Raw genomic sequence first — 19871 nt, 5'->3', positions numbered from 1 at the left:
CTTATAAAAAGCCGCTGTATTATAAAATACAGCGGCTTTTTTGTGGATGAAAATATGAGCTTAAGTCGTCAGCTGTCAGATCAAAGCAGTGTAGCTTGGTGTTATAGGTGAAAGCCGCTAGATTTTATAAACCATTAAACATAATATTTTCCCTCTAAAAGCGCAGCGTCTCTTAGCCTCTTTGTGAATAATCCACTTAAAAAATCTTTTCTCAAAGAGAATGAGAAGTCAATGAGGGAGGGGGGAAGCAGCTGATAATGCAAAGCTGTTGAGTTTGTTGGTAGGGTATTTTTTCGTTGGGTTTCGCTTCGCTCTACCCAACCTACGTTTTCAATTACCTTATTGGAAGTTACTTACTTTTTAGCAGCAGAGTGATTAGGTCAAATACACTGATGTCAATATGGTCTAGGTTGCGACTGCCGTTAACGGGCTGTACTTCGTGCGAGCACATAAAGTGTTTATGTACTTTGCTGACATCGTTATCGCAGTAGGCGAGTATAAAACGACTAATTTGTTTTTTAGTAGGTTATTTGTGCCAATAAATTGCTCCTACTATGATGATAAATGCAAGGCTCAAGAGCAAGCGCATGAGTACCTAAGTGCCACTTTATAGCAAGACACTTTCTCCTTCATTTAAAATATACAGCGGTATTTGTGAGTCCATTTTATTGTGCATATGCAATAACCGCAGCAATGCTGAATGACTTGAGTGATCGCCCATTTTCCAACTAGCGTTACCATAGCCCCACGGTATCATGATTTTACAGTTTAGCGCTTGTGCTGCGGTTAAGGCATCCTCTGGAGTGGTATGTACGTAACGGTACCAGTTAGGGCTTTCTTCGCTGTAATAAGAGGCAATTGGTATTAGGCATATATCTATATCACCATATTTTTGCTGTATATCACTAAAGTGTTTTGAATAGCCGGTGTCACCTGCAAAAAATAAAGTGCTGCCATTTTGCTCAAGTAACCACCCGTTCCATAAATCTTTGTCGTTGTCTTCGTAAATAAAGGGGACTAACACACGACTACTAAAGTGGTGCGCAGGTAGCGCATGAATGGTTAAATCATCAATTTTAGTTTTTGCATACCACGCCATTTCACTAATATTAAACCCGCCTGCAGGAAAGTTGTCGGCCATGCCTAGTGGTGTTAAGTAGCGTGGTTTGCTGCCTATTTCTTCTATATCTGTTTTATTAAAGTGATCGTAATGAAGGTGAGAATACATGACCGCATCAATACTTTCGAGTTCGTACTTGTTTGGCCAAGCTCCTGGCTTACGATAAATACCACCTGCGAGTTTAAAGGCAAGTGCGACTGGCGAATCGAATTGCTCTTTTACAGGATCAAACATTACTTGCTGCCCCTTTGGGGTGCTGATCATAAATCCTGCATGGCCAAGCCAGCGTATGGTGTAATTGGTGTTTAGTTTTGGGGTTGGCTGCTCACCCTGATACTGGCATTGCTCACCTTCAGTTTTGCAATTCAGATCTGCGTGAGCTGGGTAGCAATCGCTTTCACAACTAATAGGGTAGCTTTTTTTCCCTGGATAAAGGTTGTAGTAGCGGCCAATGCGCGCACCTTGTTGATGAAGCGGAATTACGGTATCAGCGCCTGCAATAACCTCTACATTATTTGCAGTGCTACATGCAATAAGTAAACTGGAGGTGATGATTAAACTGAGTGTATGTATTTTCATTTTTATTATTTTTATAATGGTATCCTGATAAAAGTGTACCAAAAACAACCGATTTAAAAACACTAAAAAAGTAACAAAATATAACAAAAAGCCCATTATAATGAATGGGCTAAACACTTTGAGAACCTAGAACCTAGAACCTAGTTTCACCCTGCATTATTCATTTGCTCAATAAATTTATTTGAGTCTTCAATCGACTTATTCATGTCATTCATGAGTAACTGAATATCGCGCTTTAAGTTAGTAAACTCACCCTTTATAGCAGCTACAGCTTGTGCGTTTAAGTTATGTTTTAAGTAAAGTACGTTATCTTTTAAAGATGAAAGCACGGGCTCCATTTTACTCTCGGCACTGCGCATTGAGCGAAGTAACTGATTAAATTGGCGCTCAGTTGAGAGTAACTTTTTATTGCTCTCACGCTTTAATGAGGTGCTTTTGTATTGCTCTAGCTCATCTCGCCATTCATCAAAAAGAGCATTGGCAACATCCTCTACTTTATTGATATTGTTTGATACTTCATTTGCAGCTTGTAAACTTGATTCATAATCATCATTAAGTTGGTTGTAGGCATCTTGTAGCTCACCGCCATCAAAATTAATGAGTGTAGTTAAACGTTCCAGTGCTGATTGAAATTCTTGTTGAGATTCTTGCTGTGAGTCTTTTGTTTCTTCAACGCGGTCAATCAAAATATCACGCTTATGCACACCTACTTTTTCCATTGCCGAGTAATAAGCAGACTGACAACCAGAGAGCATCAGCATTAACGCAAGTATGGTTGTCCCTAAAAATGTTTGTTTTTTCATCTGAATTCCTATTTACGAGTGTTAATGCTGTAAATTATGGCCTTGATTGTTATTATAATCAAAAGCTCACCAACAAAGTTAATTGTATGAATGATAAGCTCTCCCATTATAAACAGCAAGCTAAGGCGTTTTTAAAACTGCAACCAGGCTGGTGGATGCAATATTTCAATCGCTGTGTAGACGATCAAATAACCATTAATGCAGGGTATTTAGCGTACGTTACCTTGTTATCGTTGGTTCCTTTGATAGCGGTTGGTGTAGCAATATTTTCTGCTTTTCCAGGGTTTGAGTCGACCCGCTTAGCCATTGAGAGCTTTTTGTTTACTAATTTCGTGCCCACCTCTTCTGGTGTTATTAAAGAGCATATTAGCTCGTTTGCCAGTAACGCGAATCAAATGACGGCAGTAGGTATTGGCTTTTTAGCAGCCATTGCCTTGTTATTGATCCGCAATGTAGACGCCACGCTAAATCGTATTTGGCGAGTTAAGAAAAAGCGCCCGATGATGATATCGTTTGCCGTATATTGGATGGTACTCAGCTTAGGGCCGGTATTACTGGGCGCCAGTATCGGTGTAACTTCATATATTGTGTCGTTGGTATCGTTTGCCGATCAAGGGATCCCAGGATTCAGTGGTTTCTTATTAAAGCTACTACCGTACGCTATCTCTATGGCCGGTTTTATTATGCTTTACACCTTGGTGCCTAATACTCGCGTTTCGTTTAAGGCGGCCGTTCCCGGTGCGCTATTTGCTGCCATGTTATTTGAGCTAACCAAAAAAGGCTTTGCTTTGTACATTAGCCATTTTCCATCATACGAAGTGATTTATGGTGCGGTAGCAACCATTCCCATTTTGTTTGTATGGGTTTACTTGTCGTGGGTCGTGGTGCTACTAGGCGCTGAATTCACCGTGTGTATTAACATGCAGCATTACAATAAAAAAGATCAACAAGTAGAGGATACAGATTAAATGCAGGGATTAATTCAACGAGTAACACACGCTAACGTGGTGATAGACCAACAGCTTGTCGGTGAAATTAAACAAGGCATTGTATTATTGCTGGGGGTGGAAAAAGAAGATGATGAAAGCAGCGCTGATAAACTATTACACAAAGTCACCAATTACCGCATTTTTAATGACGAAAACGATAAAATGAATCTCAGCCTTAAAGACATACAAGGCGAACTGTTAGTCGTATCGCAATTTACGCTCGCAGCCAATACAAAAAAAGGCATGCGGCCTAGCTTTTCATCGGCAGCTACACCCGACCAAGCGCAAGCGCTATATAATTACTTTGTAGAGCAGGCTAAATTACTCGGTATTAAGGTCGCGACCGGTGAATTTGCAGCCGATATGCAGGTGAGTTTATGTAACGATGGGCCGGTTACCTTTAATTTAACCGCTTAACGTGCTTTTTTTACAATCACAATATGATTAACAAAGCCGGTAATTTTTTGAATACTAATAGCCTTCCCAAATACAGTCAGTAGTACATGTTGTAACTGAGTGAGTTGTGATGAGTGCTGCGATAAAAAGTTGATAAATAAGACGCCCTGTTGATCAAGTGCATCATAAATTGTTTGATAAAAGCATGAATCAAATAAAAATCGCGGGGCGTCTAATTCACTAAATAAATCTAAAATGACCCAGTCCATATGCTCTGCTGATTTTAAAATTGTTTGCGCATCCTCGCAATGAATCTGTTGTTGTTCACTAGGTGAAAAAAATTGTTGATAACAGTTAATAATATAGGGACTTTTCTCTACTGAAGTAACCTGCACTTGAGGATACTGCGCTAATAAGTAATTACGAATGGCACCGCCACCTAACCCCAGTTCGAGTACTTTTTTAGGTGCAGGTAGCTGTTGCCAAACCGTTGCTAAATAAGCAAGGTGCGGAAACAGCAATGCATGTGGATGCGCTGTTAAAATAACAGACTGTAACGTGTTATTTATGAGTAGCCAGCGAAGTTGTTGATACTCTCTTACTTGTATGTGCTCACCATGCTGATTATGCCAATAAAGTAACTGGCCTAGCGATGAACTATGCTCAATAAAATGTTGGCTGATCAGGCCACTACTGCAATGGATATATTTATTCATGCTATTGAGCATAAACCAGCAGAGGTAAATCGCAACGGCTTTTGTCATTAATTTTTTACAGCTGTTTTCTCAGCACCAAAGTCTTATTTGCAGTTTTATCCAGATCGAGTATGGTGTTTTTCACAAAATGCACAGCGTAATATTTTACATTTTTAATTTATGGAGTATGTATGTTTCAAGTGAGCACCCCACAAAGTAGTGAAGACTGGCAAGCCTATTACCAATTACGCTGGCAGGTTTTACGTGCCCCATGGGGCGAACCTCGGGGCTCTGAGCAAGACGATTTAGAGCAAGAGGCTGAACATCGCTTCATTAAAAATAAAGCGGGTGAAGTATTGGGTGTGGCTCGTTTGCACTTTAATAATCAGCAACAAGCTCAAGTACGCTATATGGCGGTTGCAGAGGGTAACCGTAATCAACATATTGGTAGCCGCTTGTTACATGAACTCGAAAAAATAGCGTGGAATCAAGATGCTGATGAGTTGGTGCTGTTTGCTCGCGAACGTGCTCTGGAATTTTATCAGCGCCATGGTTATGAATTAAAAGAAAAAGCACATTTGGCTTATGGTGATGTACAGCATTACAAAATGGTTAAGCTCAAACCGAGTGAGCCAGGTTGGTTTCGCCACCCTAATTGGACTCAAGTATTACAGAATACCTGGCGTGAATCTATCCCTATCAGCGATGCTATGGGCATTAAAGTTGAAAGCTACACTGATTGGCAATTTACTACTCGAGCAGATTTAAACGCCAACTTAAATTTACATAACACTATGTTTGCCGGCTCTATTTATAGTCTAGCAACGCTCACTGGTTGGGGTGCAACGTATTTAGCACTTAAAGAAGCCGGCCTTGAAGGTAATATTGTGTTGGCCGATGCTAATATTAAGTATTTAAAACCGCTTAATAACGACCCGCGTGGCAGCGTTGATTTAAGTGGCTGTAAAGGAAAATTAACCGAGTTAACGTCAACAGGTAAAGCAAGTTATTTAGTACCAGTGGAAATCTATGATGGTGACGAGGTGGTTGCTGAGTTTGAAGGGCAGTTTGTGGTTAAAAAATAGTATTAATACTTTATAAAGCCAAGCATTTGCTTGGCTTTATTGTGTTGGTGGTTACAGTAAGTCAGTTAACAATATACCCACGCCAATACGTTCTATATCAGCGTTATAATCAATTAAACTTTCACCGTAACCGTTGAAGTATTGGGCGTAACCACGCACCCGACCCCATAACGGGAACGACCAATCAAGCTGAAGTGCACCTCGGTTATCTGAATTCAAATTATTGCGCGTCATAAAACTAAACTCGTGATCGTGGTAGCGATATACGCCACCAAACTCAAAGTACCCCATATATTTGTATATGTCTGGATTATCGTCACCACGGGCATCTAGTGAGTCTTTTTTTCTGTCTTCTGGGAGTCGGTACCAAGGTTTAAAAGTAAATACAAAGCCGTCCTTTTCCCAAATGAAATTGGCATAAATACGATTCCACGACCGTGAGTTTGGCTGGCTACGACCATTAGATTGATGAGAAATACCCAGTGCAATAGCCATTTCATCTCCCCACAAAACATGCTCTTTATCAAGATAATTTACCCAAAATATTTCAGGCTCATAGTTGGTTTCGCGAAAAGGAGAGGAAATATCTTTGTTATAAACTTGCCAATATGATTGCAAGGTAAAGCCAAAATAGATGGCTTGATCTTTATCGGAAAAGTCATCAAATAGAGGCACCTTAATCGAGAGCTGGTATTTTGCTTCGAGATTATCTATTTTCTCACCATCTGATTGATCAGTTAATGGTTGTAAGTAGTCAAAAGGGCGCGCATTCGGGTTAGAAACATACGATAAGGGTAAAATATAATTACGTTTATGTGGTGTGATCACATTGCGATTTTGTTGACTGACTTTTTCACGTGCTTTACGTTTATCTATAGCAGTGAGTTGTTTATTCTCTTCCAGTGCTGAGCATTTTTGACGAAGTTGATCGAGTGTTTGCTCACCATCCCCCCCGATGACTTCATTTAATATACACTGTTTTACCAGTTCAACTTCATTGCTTTGCTCGTTTTTAGCTGTTTCTTTAGCAACAACGGTAGTGCTTAGTAATGGTAGAAGTAATATCCAGTGACACCAGCTCATTATAATTCCTTTGTGAGTGAGGGAGATTCGCAATAATTTTAATTATAACGCCTTTTTAACACATAAACGGTGAATTTGTCCTGAACTTTAATACTTTAAATAGAAAAGCGACAAAAGCCGCTTTTCTAGTAATGCTAGTACATTATTGTACCAGTTTACTCTCACGCAATGAGAAGGGGTGAGCTAAAGCTCAAAAACGTTAGTAAAAAACTTATACAGTTCGGTGCCTTGGTTTACGCTGGCTGAGGCAAAATGTAATATCGCAATCGCATCATGATCAAAGCTCAGCGTTTGTAAAGGTTGCTCGCTTAAATAGCGCTCCATCCGTAGTATTTTTGCAATGGGTTCGCCGGCTTTAATATGCCCACCAAGAGGCGCTAGGTATTCAACCATGCCACCCATAGGCGCATAGTAAGCAATATAGTCATTTAGTTGGCAGCCATATCTTGTCATCGTTTTTGGCTTGTAGGGGGCATCAACAAATACGTGCTTATAATTTAAATAACTTAAAATACTATTGGCATCGTCTAGTGCTGCGCTTAAATCGATTTTTTCTTGGCTGCCCAGTTCTACCGTAAAAGCTTCAACTTGCACGTTAAATTCACGCCCCTGTTGAGCAAGTTGCTCGCTAAGCTGCCACCATGGACAAAAGCTTGCCTCATCCATTGCGCCATCAAAGTCATTAGGAATAACGAGCACATGGGGAATATTAAAGTAACGCGCGCTATCAATGGCATACTCAGGGCAATATAAGTGTTGACTAGAAATAGGGCCGGTGTGTAAATCTAAAACTATATCAGCTTGATGCGCCAATTTTTGTAAGTTTAGCGCAATCCGTTTCCCCGTCGTTAAACGATAATTAGGGCCATTGAGCTGTTGCTCAACGTCATTAGTTAACGCGGCTTTAAAAGCTGCTTTTAGCACCTGATCATCGGCATCGCTGTACTGCTGTGCAAACTGGGTCGCAAGTTGATTATTGCAGTGATACATGCGATTCCAATTAGTCCCCGTAATGGGATCGAATCGGCCAAGAGTAAATTCCCCCGACTTTTGGTTACAGCCAATGGGGTTAGCGTAAGGTACTAAGGTAATATCGCCTTTTAAATTCAGTGTTTTTAACTGTTCAAGTAGTTGGTAAATTACCGCGTTGCCTTGCACCTCTGCGCCATGCATATTAGCTTGTATATACACGCTTGGCCCCGTGCCATCGCCCTTTAAACGATACACAGGAATAGTCAGTGGTAGCCCGTTTGCGACTTCGCCAACCACGATATTTTCTTGGCTGATAGGGGGTGTAATACTCATTATAATTACCTTAAGTAGTCACTGGCATCTTGTGCTTGTCGCACGCAACGTAATACGCCATTGTCTATTACATATTCACCAGCAAGCTCATGGCATAAAAAATACGGCATACTTTCAGTAAAGCCATAAGCGCCGCATTGACTAAACACCAGCCAATCATGCTCATTTAAGTCACTGGGTAATTGGTGCTCTCCTAAGCAATCAAGGGCCGTACATAATGGTCCGTATAGGCTCATTACTTGGTTTGCAGCGTTTGAATCGCGTAATAAACGCGCAGGAAAATCTTGACTGGTAACGGCAGGGCGTAACAAGTGATTAATACCGCCGCTCATAATCACCTGTTGTTGGCCGTAGTTAAGTTTGCGTTCAATCACCGGCGTGGCATAGTGGCCGCATTCGCCTACAGCGTAGCGACCTAGTTCCATCCATAGTTCAGTAACCCCCGCATCGCATTTAATTTTTGCAAGCGCCTCTATGAGTGCATCCCAACTTAGAGTGGGCGTATCAAGCGTATAGGGAATACCTAAACCACCACCTAAATCCAGCACCTTGAGGTTAATATTTAAATCCTCAGCAAGTTGCCTTAACGGCGTAATCATTTGTGTCCACAGCTCAGCGAGTTTGTCGCTGCTAAGCATGTTGCCCCACTGAAAAATATGCAGACCGTCAAAATTAAGTGCACAGTAGTCACTGGTATTTAGCGCCTGCCACTCGTCGCACCCTAAGCCAAATGGAGTAAGGCTATCCCCCCCAAGTGGATTTTTTTCGCCTTCAGGCCAGCGTAATTGTACACGTAATAAAACCTGTAATTGGCACTGCTGGGCATTGGCTTGTTCGTTTAACCACCGAACTTGATTGAGACTTTCAGCCACAAATATGCGTACACCACGCTTAATAAAATGTTTAATTTGTTTAGGGCTTTTAGCGGGCCCCGTATTGAGCACACGCTCACTATTAATTCCTTGCGCAAGCACTTGCTCAAGCTCGCCTTTACTGGCGACATCAAAGTTAAAACCAGCGTTATTTAAGCGTTGGATCACGCTAGATAACGGGTTCGCTTTAACGGCATACCAGAGTTTTACCTCGGTTTGTGCTATTAAACGCGTTAAATGTGTGTTTAGTGAATCAAGATCATAAACAAAAAAGGGCGTATCAAGCTCAGTTGATAGCTTATCAATAGCGCTTTTAACGGGCGTGCTCAAAAAGGTCATTAACGTAAAACCTCTTCAAGCAATAATGACGCATCACTTTGCTCGTCACGGTATTTAACAATTAACGCACACGACATGCTTAAGCCTTGCTCGCGCGCCCAATCGTTTGACGCAGGACGAGAACCAGGGATCACAATCGCGTATTCAGGGATTGCTTCGCCTTTATCAAGCTGGCGCTCATTTACGCAGTCATAAACAGGGATGGTTGCAGATAAGCGAACACCTGGGGCAAGTACCGCGCCTTTTTTAACTACCACGCCTTCAACAATCACACAGCCTGCACCAATGAATGCATCGTCTTCTATTACCACAGGGCTTGCACCAATGGGCTCAAGTACACCCCCTAGCTGTACTGCCGCACTTAAGTGTACGTTTTTACCTACTTGTGCACACGAGCCAACTAATGCATGACTATCGACCATAGTGCCTTCGTCAATATAGGCACCAATATTCACATAGGCAGGGGGCATGATAATAGTCCCTTTGGCAACATACGCACCGCGGCGTACACTTGAGCCGCCGGGTACCATACGAACCCCAGCATCAGCTGTAAACTCTTGAGGTGCTAAGTTATGTTTATCAACAAAACCGCCTGCAAACTCGGTGTTTTGGCCGTTTTTAAAGGCTTCTAAAATCCCCTGCTTTACTTCTATATTTGCGTGCCATTGGCCGTTGTCGTCTTGTGTTGCTGCGCGAACCGCGCCCGATTCTAAATTATTTAATAGTTCTAACCAGCTCATTATAAAAACCTGTATTTAATGCCAAGATAAAATGGTGTTGTTTGCCGATGAAATGTCATCTGTGTGTGTCAGCTCAAGGTGCGTTAAAGGTGGACGTAAATGCGGATTGCTGATACGCCCTTGTAAATGCATTAACACTTTGACTGGGATAGGGTTTGCTACTGAAAATAAGCTGTTGATAGCGCTAGACCACTGCGAAAAAAGATTAGGGTGTTGGCCGCTTAAACTTCGCTTTACAAATTCATGGGTTTGCACCGGCCAAGCATTAGCTGCAACCGACACTAAACCTTTAGCACCCGCTTGGGCAAAGTAAGGCATAAGTGCATCGTCACCACTAAAAATAGCTAAATCAGGCGCTGCTTTTCGAAAGGCTTCAAATTGAGAGATCGAGCCACTGGCTTCTTTAAGGGCCCATAAATTTTTATGGTGTTTGAGGTTTTCAATGGTAGCAATAGGAATGCTAACCGCGCTGCGCCCAGGTACGTTATAAAGCATACACGGATGAGAGCTTGCATCGAGTAAGCTTTCAAACCAATGAGTTTGCCCCAGTGCACCGGGTTTAGCATACAAAGGCGAGCCGAGTAAAAAGCTATGAATAGGCAGTTGGTTGCAGTAATTAACCCATTCAAGCTGTTGCTTTAAGTTACTACCGCCTACCGCAACCATAAGGGGGACACTCGGTTTTAATTGGCAGACATGCTCTACAATGGCTTGCTGCTCTTTTAGGGTAAGGGCTAACCCTTCACCGGTGCTACCTAGCAATAAAATGCCATTATTAGCCGCTTCTTGGTCGGCCACTAAGGTATTTAATGTTGCGTAATCAACTTGGCCATTTTGATCAAATGGGGTGATCAGCGCAGTCCATAAATGGAAGTCGTTTATATTAAAATTGTTGTTCATCTCTCACGAACTTATAAGTTATTCGAAGAGTTAAGGCATTGTATGAATGGAACCGCATTAACATCGTTCGAATGAATAATTCGAAGAGCGAATGGGCTTAAATAACAAGACGCACGGCCTTATTATACTAAGACCAGAAGCTCTCCACCAAATATGTTATTGGTGACAGTCGCTAGGATTCAACCTAGTCGCCCGAGATAATCTTTCACAAAAAGTATTACCTCTCGGCGTTAATTCCCCTCACGTATGCTCAATGGAGTTTGTGCTCCTAACATACGCTACCTGAATAACGCACCTCTTCCAGCCCTTTGCACTTGCTATTGAAAAACCAATTAGCAAATACAATGTAATAGGGTAAGTCAGGCGATTAAACCACTTTAGCCGTCTAGGTGTCAAGTGACTAAATGCAGATAAATTCATCCCAAAGGACAGCTATTACGTATTGGCTGCTTTTCTCGTACACTAGACCCATAGTAGAAGTAAGGCAGTAAGCAGATGGAAAAATTTAGCGATATTTATAAGCGTGCAATAGAGCGAAAGGGCTCTGAAAAAATGCTTAAGTTGTTACTCGCAAAACCTTTATCAACAAAACAACTTAGCACATTAAGTGATGATGATTGGCTCGAAGAGTTTACTCGCAAGGTATTTCAAAGTGGTTTTTATTGGTCGGTGATCAATAATAAGTGGGCAGGATTTAGGGAAGTTTTTTGGGATTTTAATGTTGAAAAATTATTAATGATGCCACCGGATATGCTGGAGCAAAAAGCCAGTGATGAACGGATTGTACGCAATTATAAAAAAGTGAAAACGATTACTGAAAATGCGTATATGATCCATGAAGTTGCACAGCAGCATGGAAGCTTTAGTCAGTTTATTGCAAACTGGCCAAGCGAAGATATTATTGGCTTGTGGGCGTATTTAAAAAAGCATGGTGCAAGGCTTGGTGGTAATACCGGCCCTTATGCGCTGCGCGCCTTAGGAAAAGATACTTTTTTACTTTCAAGAGACGTAGAAAGCTATTTGCGTGCACATAAAATTATAGATGGTGGATTGCAAACTAAAAAGTCACTAAGTGCGGCGCAGGCATTCTTTAATGAACTGCAGCAGCAAAGCGGCTTAAGCATGCAAGAGCTAAGCTTAATTGTCGCTTATGGTGTGGGCGACAATCGAGTGGGAATAAGCCAACAACAATAGGATTAATTATGAAATTAGTGCCAAGGTATACCGACATTGGTGACGGCTTTGCTATTAGCGATCATCCGGCTAAGGTGGCAGCACCACAATTATTGTTGTGGAATGAACACTTAGCTGAGCAATTTAATATTCAGGTCAGTGTCGATTCACGAGCAAGTATATTCAGTGGCAATGAATCCCAAGCCATCCCAGCGGTTACATTGGGGTATTCTGGTCATCAGTTTGGTCACTTTTCACCGCGACTAGGGGATGGTAGAGCACATTTGCTCGGTGCTATTAGCGATAATAAAAACCAGCTTTGGGATCTGCAATTAAAAGGCGCTGGCGCTACGCCGTTCTCACGCGGGGGAGATGGCCGCTGTGCATTAGGGCCTGCCATTCGCGAATATGTAATGAGCGAAGCTATGCATGCGCTTGGTGTACCTACAACACGTTGTTTGGCTGTAGTGAGTAGTGGCGAAACAGTCTATCGTAACCCGCCTCAACCTGGTGCTATTGTAACCCGACTCGCAAGTAGTCATATACGGGTGGGCTCGTTTCAATATTTAGCCACTCAAGGTGACGTTACTAGCCTTAGAAACTTAGCTGACTTAGCCATTCAAAGGCATTATCCGCAGATCAACAGTACTGGCGCTCAGCGTTATTTAGATTTTTTAGCAGCAGTGATCACAAGTCAGGTCACATTAGTCGTAAGTTGGATGAGGGTGGGGTTTATTCATGGTGTTATGAACACAGATAACACCCTTGTTAGTGGTGAAACTATAGATTATGGCCCATGTGCCATGATGAACCAGTTTAATTTTGAGACTGTATTTAGCTCAATTGATACACAAGGCCGCTACGCATTTGGTAATCAACCTAATATGGCCAGTTGGAACTGCGCACGTTTAGCAGAGAGTTTAATACCTCTAATAAGTAATGATGACGAGCAGGCCGTAGCAATGATGACACCTTTAATTGAAAGCTTTTCAACGCAGTTTAGTCAACAATTTAGCGCCATGTGGGCGCAAAAGTTAGGGTTAACAGTCGCACATGATAAAGATAATGAGTTGGTGGGCGAGCTGTTAGGGTTATTGAAAGAACACCAGCTTGATTACACCCATACTTTTAATACGTTAACTGAGTCGTTAAATGGGCAAACTGAAATACCTGCAGCACTAAGTGATTGGGTGCAGCAATGGCAAACACGAACCAATGAGCATAGTTATCAGATGATGCGACAGGCAAATCCGAGTATTATCCCGCGTAATCATATTATTGAAGATATTATTACGCAGTACACTAAGCATGGGGATAGTGAGCTACTCAGTCGCTTTAGTAAAGTGATGGCAAGCCCTTACACAAGTCATGTGCAGGCTACAGAATTTCAAGCGCCGCCTGAGGATGATAAGAATTACCGTACATTTTGCGGTACTTAAGTGTTGCTTTTTAAAAGAGCCCGTGAACAAAAAAGATCATTTTTATTTTGGCTGTTGTTCATTTATAGAACAAACAGTAAGCGGGTGTTACCATAATAGTCATAAAGACCTGTAATCGTTTAGGGTTTAAAGCGATCGCTTGTCATTTAAACTGTTATACTGTTAAAGAAAAGTACATAAATTAAACTGCCTGATTGTATATTAGGTTTTGAAAAATATATTTTACGTTAAGTATTGATTAATAAAGGCTCAGTTACCATATAGGTAATTTATAAGAGCTAGTAATGCTTAGCTATATTTTTGGTTGTTAATATGGGAAGAAAACAATGAAATTAAAATCACTTACAATTGCTATCGCGTTAGCTGCAACTAGCGCATCTACTTTTGCGGCCGAGCAAGAAGGTTTTTACATCGGTGCTTTTGGTGACTATTACGATGCCTCATGGAAAAACATGCGTGAGCAAGCTGGCCTTGATGTTAATGAATCGACAGGTTGGGGTGCTGAGTTAGGCTATCGCTTTAATGATTACTGGAGTGCGCGTTTAGAATATGCAGACCTAAGTTTTGACGCGCACGACAAAGTATTAAATAACAATAACGATATTGATGGTGAACGCTATGGTATTGATGCACTTTATCACTTTGGTGGCGGTCCCTTTTACGGTTTGTTAGGTCTAAAAGATATTGATGTTGTAGATGACAATACATTTGTAAACGCAGGTGTAGGTTACCGACACTTTGTTACCGACAACTTCTTTGTAAACGCGGAAACAAGTGTTTACCAAGGGCTTGATAAAGGTTATACCGATGTAGGTGCAAAGTTAGGTATTAACTATTTCTTCGGCCAAAACACGGCGCCGGCAGCAGCAGTTGAACCAGCTCCAGAGCCAGAAACTACTCCAGAACCAGTCGCACTTATTGATTCTGACAACGACGGTATCCCTGATGTAAATGATAAATGTGCTAACACACCTATGACAGATGCTGTTGGTAGCGATGGTTGTACTCTTTATGAAGATACAGAAGTAACAGTAAGCTTGTTAGTAACATTCCCTAACAACGATTCATCAGTATCTAAACAGTACCTAGATGATATCAACCAAGTTGCTTCTTTCTTAAAAGAGCATCCAGACACAACAGTACTACTTGAAGGTCATACTTCTTCTGTAGGTAAAGCATCTTACAACAAATGGTTATCTAAAAAACGTGCTGATGCAGTTGCGAAAAAGCTAATTGCTGATGGTATTGCAGAAGATCGCATTACAACGGCTGGTTTAGGTGAAGAACGCCTTAAAAATGAAGCGAATACGGCTCAGGCGCATGCTGAAAACCGCCGCGTTGAAGCGCTTGTAAAGTCTATTGAGCGTGTAAAAGTACAGCGTTAATAGCTTTATCATTGAGTAGAAACCCAGCTTAGTCTGGGTTTTTTTATGCCTAATTCATGGGTATTCATGAAAATTGGTTTTGCTTTATGTGCTATTCATATTGGTGATAATCGGTATCACTCGTTTGCTTAACTGGATGGATTTTAATCTATCCATAAAAGCTTTATAATCGAGAGTTAGAATACTATAAGTATTAGGTTACAGTGTGCTTAGTAAACACCACCGAATACTTTAACGTCACCAAGAGGGCAATACTGTGCTACAAGAATATCGTAAACACGTAGAAGAACGTGCCGCGTTAGGTATCGTACCAGCGCCATTAGATGCTCAGCAGACGGCTGATCTTATTGAGCTAATTAAAACGCCACCGGCAGGTGAAGAAGAGTTCATCCTAGAACTGCTGATCAACCGCGTACCACCAGGTGTTGATGATGCAGCCTACATTAAAGCAGGCTTTTTAGCGGCTGTTGCTAAAGGTGAAGCTGTTTCTCCGTTGATTTCTAAAGAAAAAGCAGCTGAGTTACTAGGTACTATGCTCGGTGGCTACAATATTGCGCCAATGGTTGAACTACTTGATGACGAAGCGTTAGCGCCAATTGTAGTAAAAGGCCTTTCGAACACATTATTAATGTTTGATGCGTTCTACGATGTAGAAGAAAAAGCAAAAGCAGGTAATGCGTACGCCAAGCAAATTATAGAGTCTTGGGCTGCCGCTGAATGGTTTATCAATAAGCCAGCCGTTGCTGAAAAAATCTCTGTTACGGTATTTAAAGTCACTGGCGAGACAAACACAGATGATTTATCACCAGCACCAGATGCATGGTCACGTCCTGATATTCCACTGCATGCATTAGCCATGCTTAAAAATGAACGTGATGGCATTAACCCTGACAAAGACGGTGAAGTGGGCCCAATCACTCAGCTTGAAGAGTTAAAAACAAAAGGCTTACCACTTGCTTACGTAGGTGACGTTGTTGGTACGGGCTCTTCACGTAAGTCTGCAACAAACTCTGTGCTTTGGTTTATGGGTGATGATATTCCATTCGTACCAAACAAGCGCGTTGGTGGTGTATGTTTAGGTAACAAGATTGCGCCTATCTTCTTCAATACCATGGAAGACTCGGGTGCGTTACCAATCGAATTAAATGTTGATGAATTCAACATGGGTGACCAAATCGACATCTACCCTTATGAAGGTGTTGTTAAACGTCATGGTACTGATGATGTGATCTCTACATTTGAACTTAAATCAGAGGTAATACTTGATGAAGTTCGTGCGGGTGGTCGTATTCCACTGATCATTGGTCGTGGTCTTACAGACAAAGCACGTACATCATTAGGTTTAGATGCAACTGACGTATTTAAAGTACCAGCAGTGACTGAAGTATCAGACAAGGGCTTTACGCTTGCGCAAAAAATGGTTGGTAAAGCATGTAACGTTGCCGGTATTCGCCCTGGCCAATACTGTGAACCTAAAATGACTACGGTTGGCTCGCAAGATACCACCGGTCCTATGACGCGTGATGAACTTAAAGACTTAGCCTGTTTAGGTTTCTCTGCAGATTTAACCATGCAGTCTTTCTGTCATACATCCGCTTACCCTAAACCAATCGACGTAAACACGCACCATACGCTTCCTGATTTCATCATGAACCGTGGCGGTGTATCGCTTCGTCCTGGTGACGGTGTAATTCACTCATGGTTAAACCGTATGTTATTACCAGATACCGTAGGTACAGGTGGTGATTCACATACACGTTTCCCATTAGGTATTTCATTCCCAGCAGGTTCGGGGGCGGTAGCGTTCGCAGCTGCAACGGGTGTAATGCCATTAGATATGCCTGAATCAATTTTGGTTCGTTTTAAAGGTGAAATGCAACCGGGTATCACTTTACGTGACCTTGTACATGCTATCCCTTATTTTGGTATCAAAGAAGGCCTATTAACGGTTGAGAAGAAAGGTAAAATCAACGAATTCTCTGGACGCATACTAGAAATTGAAGGTGTTGAGCACTTAACGGTTGAGCAAGCATTTGAGCTATCAGATGCATCAGCAGAGCGTTCAGCTGCAGGTTGTACTATTAAGCTTTCTAAAGAGTCGATCAGCGAATACCTTGAGTCTAACATTGTTATGCTTAAGTGGATGATTTCTGAAGGTTACGGTGATGTACGTACGATTGAGCGTCGTGTTACTGCAATGCAAGACTGGTTAGCAAACCCAGAGCTAATGGAAGCTGATAAAGACGCAGAGTACAAACACGTACTTGAAATCGACCTCGCTGAGATTAAAGAGCCAGTACTGTGTGCGCCAAATGATCCTGATGATGCACGCCTACTTTCTGATGTGACAGGGGAGAAAATCGACGAAGTATTTATCGGTTCTTGTATGACTAATATCGGTCACTTCCGTGCTGCGGGTAAGTTACTAGATGGCTTTAAAGGGCGTATCCCAACACAGCTTTGGGTTGCTCCACCAACGAAGATGGATAAAGACCAACTTACAGACGAAGGTTACTACGGTATTTTTGGTCGTGTTGGTGCACGTATTGAAACGCCAGGGTGTTCACTGTGTATGGGTAACCAAGCACGTGTTGCAGACAAAGCAACGGTTGTGTCTACTTCTACACGTAACTTCCCTAACCGTTTAGGTACAGGGGCAAATGTATTCTTAGCATCAGCAGAGCTTGCAGCAGTAGCGGCCATTTTAGGTAAGTTACCAACGCCCGCTGAGTACCAAGAATATGCAGCGAAAATTAATGCAACAGCAGCAGATACCTACCGTTACTTGAACTTCCACCGTATGCCTCAGTACACTAAAAAGGCAGACAACGTAATTATTCAGCAAGCTGTATAATTTATAGAGTGTGTTTAAAAAACCCGCTTCGGCGGGTTTTTTATTGTTCAAATGAAATATTAGATAGATAATGCTTAATTTTTTTCATCATTGTATTAACTTTCGTCAAATATCGTCATTAACATGGCTAATAAGGCAAAAAATCCTCTCTATATGCATTAAAATCCTCGGCAATATTATCATTATTATAAGCAGGATTTTATGACCGCATTAAACAACCAGAATTTACTGCAACTTCGTTTTATTAACCAAGCCAATATTGATTTGGTTAAGCCTTCTTTTGATAACTTACCTGCAAATCCTTATGCAGATGGTGCGTTTCGTAAACGCCGTTATTCAGTGGTTAAATTACAAAATGGTGAGCTTAATCTTCAAGCGACCAAAGCGTTTGTGCAAGACGATTCAATTAATACCTTTCAAGGTAATGTTGAGCGTACTTACGAAAACTTAGAGCAAAGCTTGCTTGAATCTGAGGGTATGAAAAGCATTGTTAGTGAATTTGCAGCAATCACCGGCATTGACGCAGAACGTGACATTGAAATCCATCAGTTCCGTATGTTGGCTATAGATAGCGATACACCAGCAGCGCCTGAAGGTGTGCATCAAGATGGGTTTGACCATGTGTGTGTATGTGGTGTTTCTCACGAAAATTTAGAAGGTGGTGAGCTATTGGTTTATGAAAACCAACAAGCTGAACCGTGTTTTAAAATGGAAATAAAAGACGGCATGTTTGCACTAATTAATGACCGTCAGGTATGGCATAACGCCACGCCAATGAACAAAATTGATGCTAACAAACCAGGTTACCTGGATTGCTTCGTACTAACTGCTTAAGAGAAATAAAATGAATTTAATGCAATTGCGCGCGCAATTTCCTGCTTTAATGCAAACTGTTGATGGCAAGTCACCGGTGTTTTTAGATGGGCCAGGTGGCTCACAAGTACCACAGTCGGTACTGAGTGCCATGACCGCTTATTTAGGACATTACAATTCAAACTTGGGCGGTGCGTTTTTCTCAAGTGACAAAACGGTTGAGCTGATGGCTAATGCGCGTCAAGCGGCGGCTGATTTATTGAATGCGCCCAGTGCACAAAATATTGTATTTGGCCCTAATATGACCAGCCTAACATTTAGCTTTAGCCGAGCAATTTCACGCAATTGGCAAGCTGGTGATGAAATTATAGTGACCAATGCAGATCATTTTTCAAATGTATCGTCTTGGCAGCAAGCCGCTGAAGATAAAGGCGCTGTGGTTAATACTGCACTGGTTAATGAAGCCGACTGCAGTTTAGATATGGCGCATTTTGAAAGCCTATTAAACAGTAATACTAAATTAGTTGCCGTTACGTATGCCTCAAACACCACGGGCTCTATTAACGACATTAAACGTATTATAGAGCTTGCGCATAATGTGGGTGCGTTGGTGTATGTTGATGCGGTGCATTATGCGCCACATGAACTGATTGATGTACAAGCGTTAGATTGCGACTTTTTAGCGTGTTCTGCGTATAAGTTTTTTGGCCCGCATTTAGGTATAGTTTATGGTAAAACTGAGCACTTAGAGGGGTTTACTCCTTATAAGGTAGAGCCTGCAAAAGATGTTGCACCAGGTCGCTGGGAAACCGGTACACAAAGTTTTGAGGCACTTGCGGGCTTTATTGCCGCGGTTGATTACATTGCAGCTATTAGCGAACTTGATGACAGTCACTCACGCCGTGAAAAGCTAAATGTTGCGTTTGCTAAAACAAAGCAACATGAAATGGCATTGAGTGAATACTTTTTAACGCGTCTAGTTAACTACCCAAAAATTAAGTTGTTTGGTATAGACGATTTAGAGCGTTTGAGTGAGCGTACCCCTACGTTCGCACTGACCTTTGAAGGGTTAGAGCCTCGCCAAGTGTCTGAATTTTTGGGTAAACAACATGTATGTGTATGGGATGGTAATTTTTACGCCCAAGGTTTATGCAAACAACTGGGTGTGCTTGATAAGGGCGGCGTAGTTCGCATTGGTTGTATGCACTACAACACCATCGAAGAGATGGACACGCTCTTTAATTTGTTTGATGAGCTGATTTGAAGCTGTCAGCTTTCAGTTTAATGCAAATCTGCACTTT

The 19871-nt window shown here is 41.7% G+C and carries 17 protein-coding genes, 1 pseudogene and 1 riboswitch; of the genes and pseudogenes, 9 read left to right on the top strand and 9 right to left on the bottom strand.

Features of this window, described 5'->3' with window-relative positions; all coding sequences use genetic code 11:
• Positions 1–349: 349 nt before the first annotated feature.
• From KG708_RS17730 to KG708_RS15625, 3 genes and pseudogenes are all read right to left on the bottom strand, one after another.
• Positions 350–517 (bottom strand): annotated as a pseudogene (locus KG708_RS17730) (sugar-binding protein); the annotation flags it as partial.
• A gap of 90 nt (positions 518–607) precedes the next feature.
• Complete coding sequence (locus KG708_RS15630) at positions 608–1699, bottom strand: MBL fold metallo-hydrolase (RefSeq protein WP_213611317.1); 1092 nt, start codon at positions 1697–1699, stop codon at positions 608–610.
• A gap of 146 nt (positions 1700–1845) precedes the next feature.
• The gene (locus KG708_RS15625) at positions 1846–2502 is read right to left on the bottom strand and encodes a DUF2959 domain-containing protein (protein ID WP_213611315.1); all 657 of its coding nucleotides are present in this window, start codon (positions 2500–2502) and stop codon (positions 1846–1848) included.
• An 86-nt stretch (positions 2503–2588) separates the two neighbouring features.
• Here KG708_RS15625 and KG708_RS15620 point away from each other — a divergent pair, with 86 nt between their 5' ends.
• Both KG708_RS15620 and dtd read left to right on the top strand, forming a co-directional pair.
• Positions 2589–3470: a virulence factor BrkB family protein gene (locus KG708_RS15620; protein ID WP_213611314.1), complete on the top strand. Its 882-nt coding sequence runs from the start codon at positions 2589–2591 to the stop codon at positions 3468–3470.
• On the top strand, positions 3471–3908 hold the full coding sequence (gene dtd, locus KG708_RS15615) for a D-aminoacyl-tRNA deacylase (RefSeq protein ID WP_033102725.1): 438 nt from the start codon (positions 3471–3473) through the stop codon (positions 3906–3908).
• On the opposite strand, the gene KG708_RS15610 is transcribed toward dtd, so the two are convergent.
• Complete coding sequence (locus KG708_RS15610; protein ID WP_213611312.1) at positions 3905–4651, bottom strand: fused MFS/spermidine synthase; 747 nt, start codon at positions 4649–4651, stop codon at positions 3905–3907. The genes dtd and KG708_RS15610 overlap by 4 nt on opposite strands.
• A gap of 122 nt (positions 4652–4773) precedes the next feature.
• Between KG708_RS15610 and KG708_RS15605 the strand changes: the two genes are divergently transcribed.
• Positions 4774–5667 (top strand): bifunctional GNAT family N-acetyltransferase/hotdog fold thioesterase, encoded by an 894-nt coding sequence (locus KG708_RS15605; protein WP_213611310.1) that lies wholly within the window; start codon positions 4774–4776, stop codon positions 5665–5667.
• 51 nt (positions 5668–5718) lie between these two features.
• Here KG708_RS15605 and KG708_RS15600 read toward each other — a convergent pair whose 3' ends face one another.
• The 5 genes from KG708_RS15600 to dapA all read right to left on the bottom strand — a co-directional run bounded on the left by KG708_RS15600 (position 5719) and on the right by dapA (position 10906).
• Positions 5719–6750: a phospholipase A gene (locus tag KG708_RS15600; protein ID WP_213611308.1), complete on the bottom strand. Its 1032-nt coding sequence runs from the start codon at positions 6748–6750 to the stop codon at positions 5719–5721.
• Positions 6751–6933: 183 nt separating this feature from the next.
• On the bottom strand, positions 6934–8055 hold the full coding sequence (locus tag KG708_RS15595) for a succinylglutamate desuccinylase/aspartoacylase family protein (protein WP_213611306.1): 1122 nt from the start codon (positions 8053–8055) through the stop codon (positions 6934–6936).
• Positions 8056–8060: 5 nt separating this feature from the next.
• A complete protein-coding gene (locus KG708_RS15590) occupies positions 8061–9266 on the bottom strand; it encodes a PLP-dependent decarboxylase (protein ID WP_213611304.1) in 1206 nt (401 codons plus the stop codon).
• Positions 9266–10006, bottom strand: coding sequence for a 2,3,4,5-tetrahydropyridine-2,6-dicarboxylate N-succinyltransferase (locus KG708_RS15585; RefSeq protein ID WP_213611302.1), 741 nt, complete (start codon positions 10004–10006; stop codon positions 9266–9268). The genes KG708_RS15590 and KG708_RS15585 overlap by 1 nt, the downstream gene beginning before the upstream one ends.
• A gap of 15 nt (positions 10007–10021) precedes the next feature.
• The gene (gene dapA, locus KG708_RS15580) at positions 10022–10906 is read right to left on the bottom strand and encodes a 4-hydroxy-tetrahydrodipicolinate synthase (protein ID WP_213611300.1); all 885 of its coding nucleotides are present in this window, start codon (positions 10904–10906) and stop codon (positions 10022–10024) included.
• A gap of 129 nt (positions 10907–11035) precedes the next feature.
• A riboswitch (Lysine riboswitch) is annotated at positions 11036–11214 on the bottom strand.
• 187 nt (positions 11215–11401) lie between these two features.
• Here dapA and KG708_RS15575 point away from each other — a divergent pair.
• The 6 genes from KG708_RS15575 (at position 11402) to KG708_RS15550 (ending at position 19834) form a co-directional block, all read left to right on the top strand.
• The gene (locus tag KG708_RS15575) at positions 11402–12100 is read left to right on the top strand and encodes a DNA-3-methyladenine glycosylase I (RefSeq protein ID WP_213611298.1); all 699 of its coding nucleotides are present in this window, start codon (positions 11402–11404) and stop codon (positions 12098–12100) included.
• A gap of 8 nt (positions 12101–12108) precedes the next feature.
• Complete coding sequence (locus KG708_RS15570; RefSeq protein ID WP_213611296.1) at positions 12109–13518, top strand: protein adenylyltransferase SelO family protein; 1410 nt, start codon at positions 12109–12111, stop codon at positions 13516–13518.
• Positions 13519–13844: 326 nt separating this feature from the next.
• Positions 13845–14903: an OmpA family protein gene (locus tag KG708_RS15565; protein WP_213611294.1), complete on the top strand. Its 1059-nt coding sequence runs from the start codon at positions 13845–13847 to the stop codon at positions 14901–14903.
• A 256-nt stretch (positions 14904–15159) separates the two neighbouring features.
• On the top strand, positions 15160–17757 hold the full coding sequence (gene acnB / locus KG708_RS15560) for a bifunctional aconitate hydratase 2/2-methylisocitrate dehydratase (RefSeq protein WP_213611292.1): 2598 nt from the start codon (positions 15160–15162) through the stop codon (positions 17755–17757).
• Between the two features lie 201 nt (positions 17758–17958).
• Positions 17959–18591: a 2OG-Fe dioxygenase family protein gene (locus tag KG708_RS15555; protein ID WP_013463817.1), complete on the top strand. Its 633-nt coding sequence runs from the start codon at positions 17959–17961 to the stop codon at positions 18589–18591.
• Positions 18592–18601: 10 nt separating this feature from the next.
• Entirely contained in the window at positions 18602–19834 is a 1233-nt protein-coding gene (locus KG708_RS15550) for a cysteine desulfurase-like protein (protein WP_213611290.1), read from the top strand.
• Positions 19835–19871: the final 37 nt, after the last annotated feature.

The sequence above is a fragment of the Pseudoalteromonas sp. genome (assembly GCF_018402495.1).
Lineage (GTDB): Bacteria > Pseudomonadota > Gammaproteobacteria > Enterobacterales > Alteromonadaceae > Pseudoalteromonas.
This window is presented reverse-complemented; position numbering and strand designations above follow the sequence as displayed.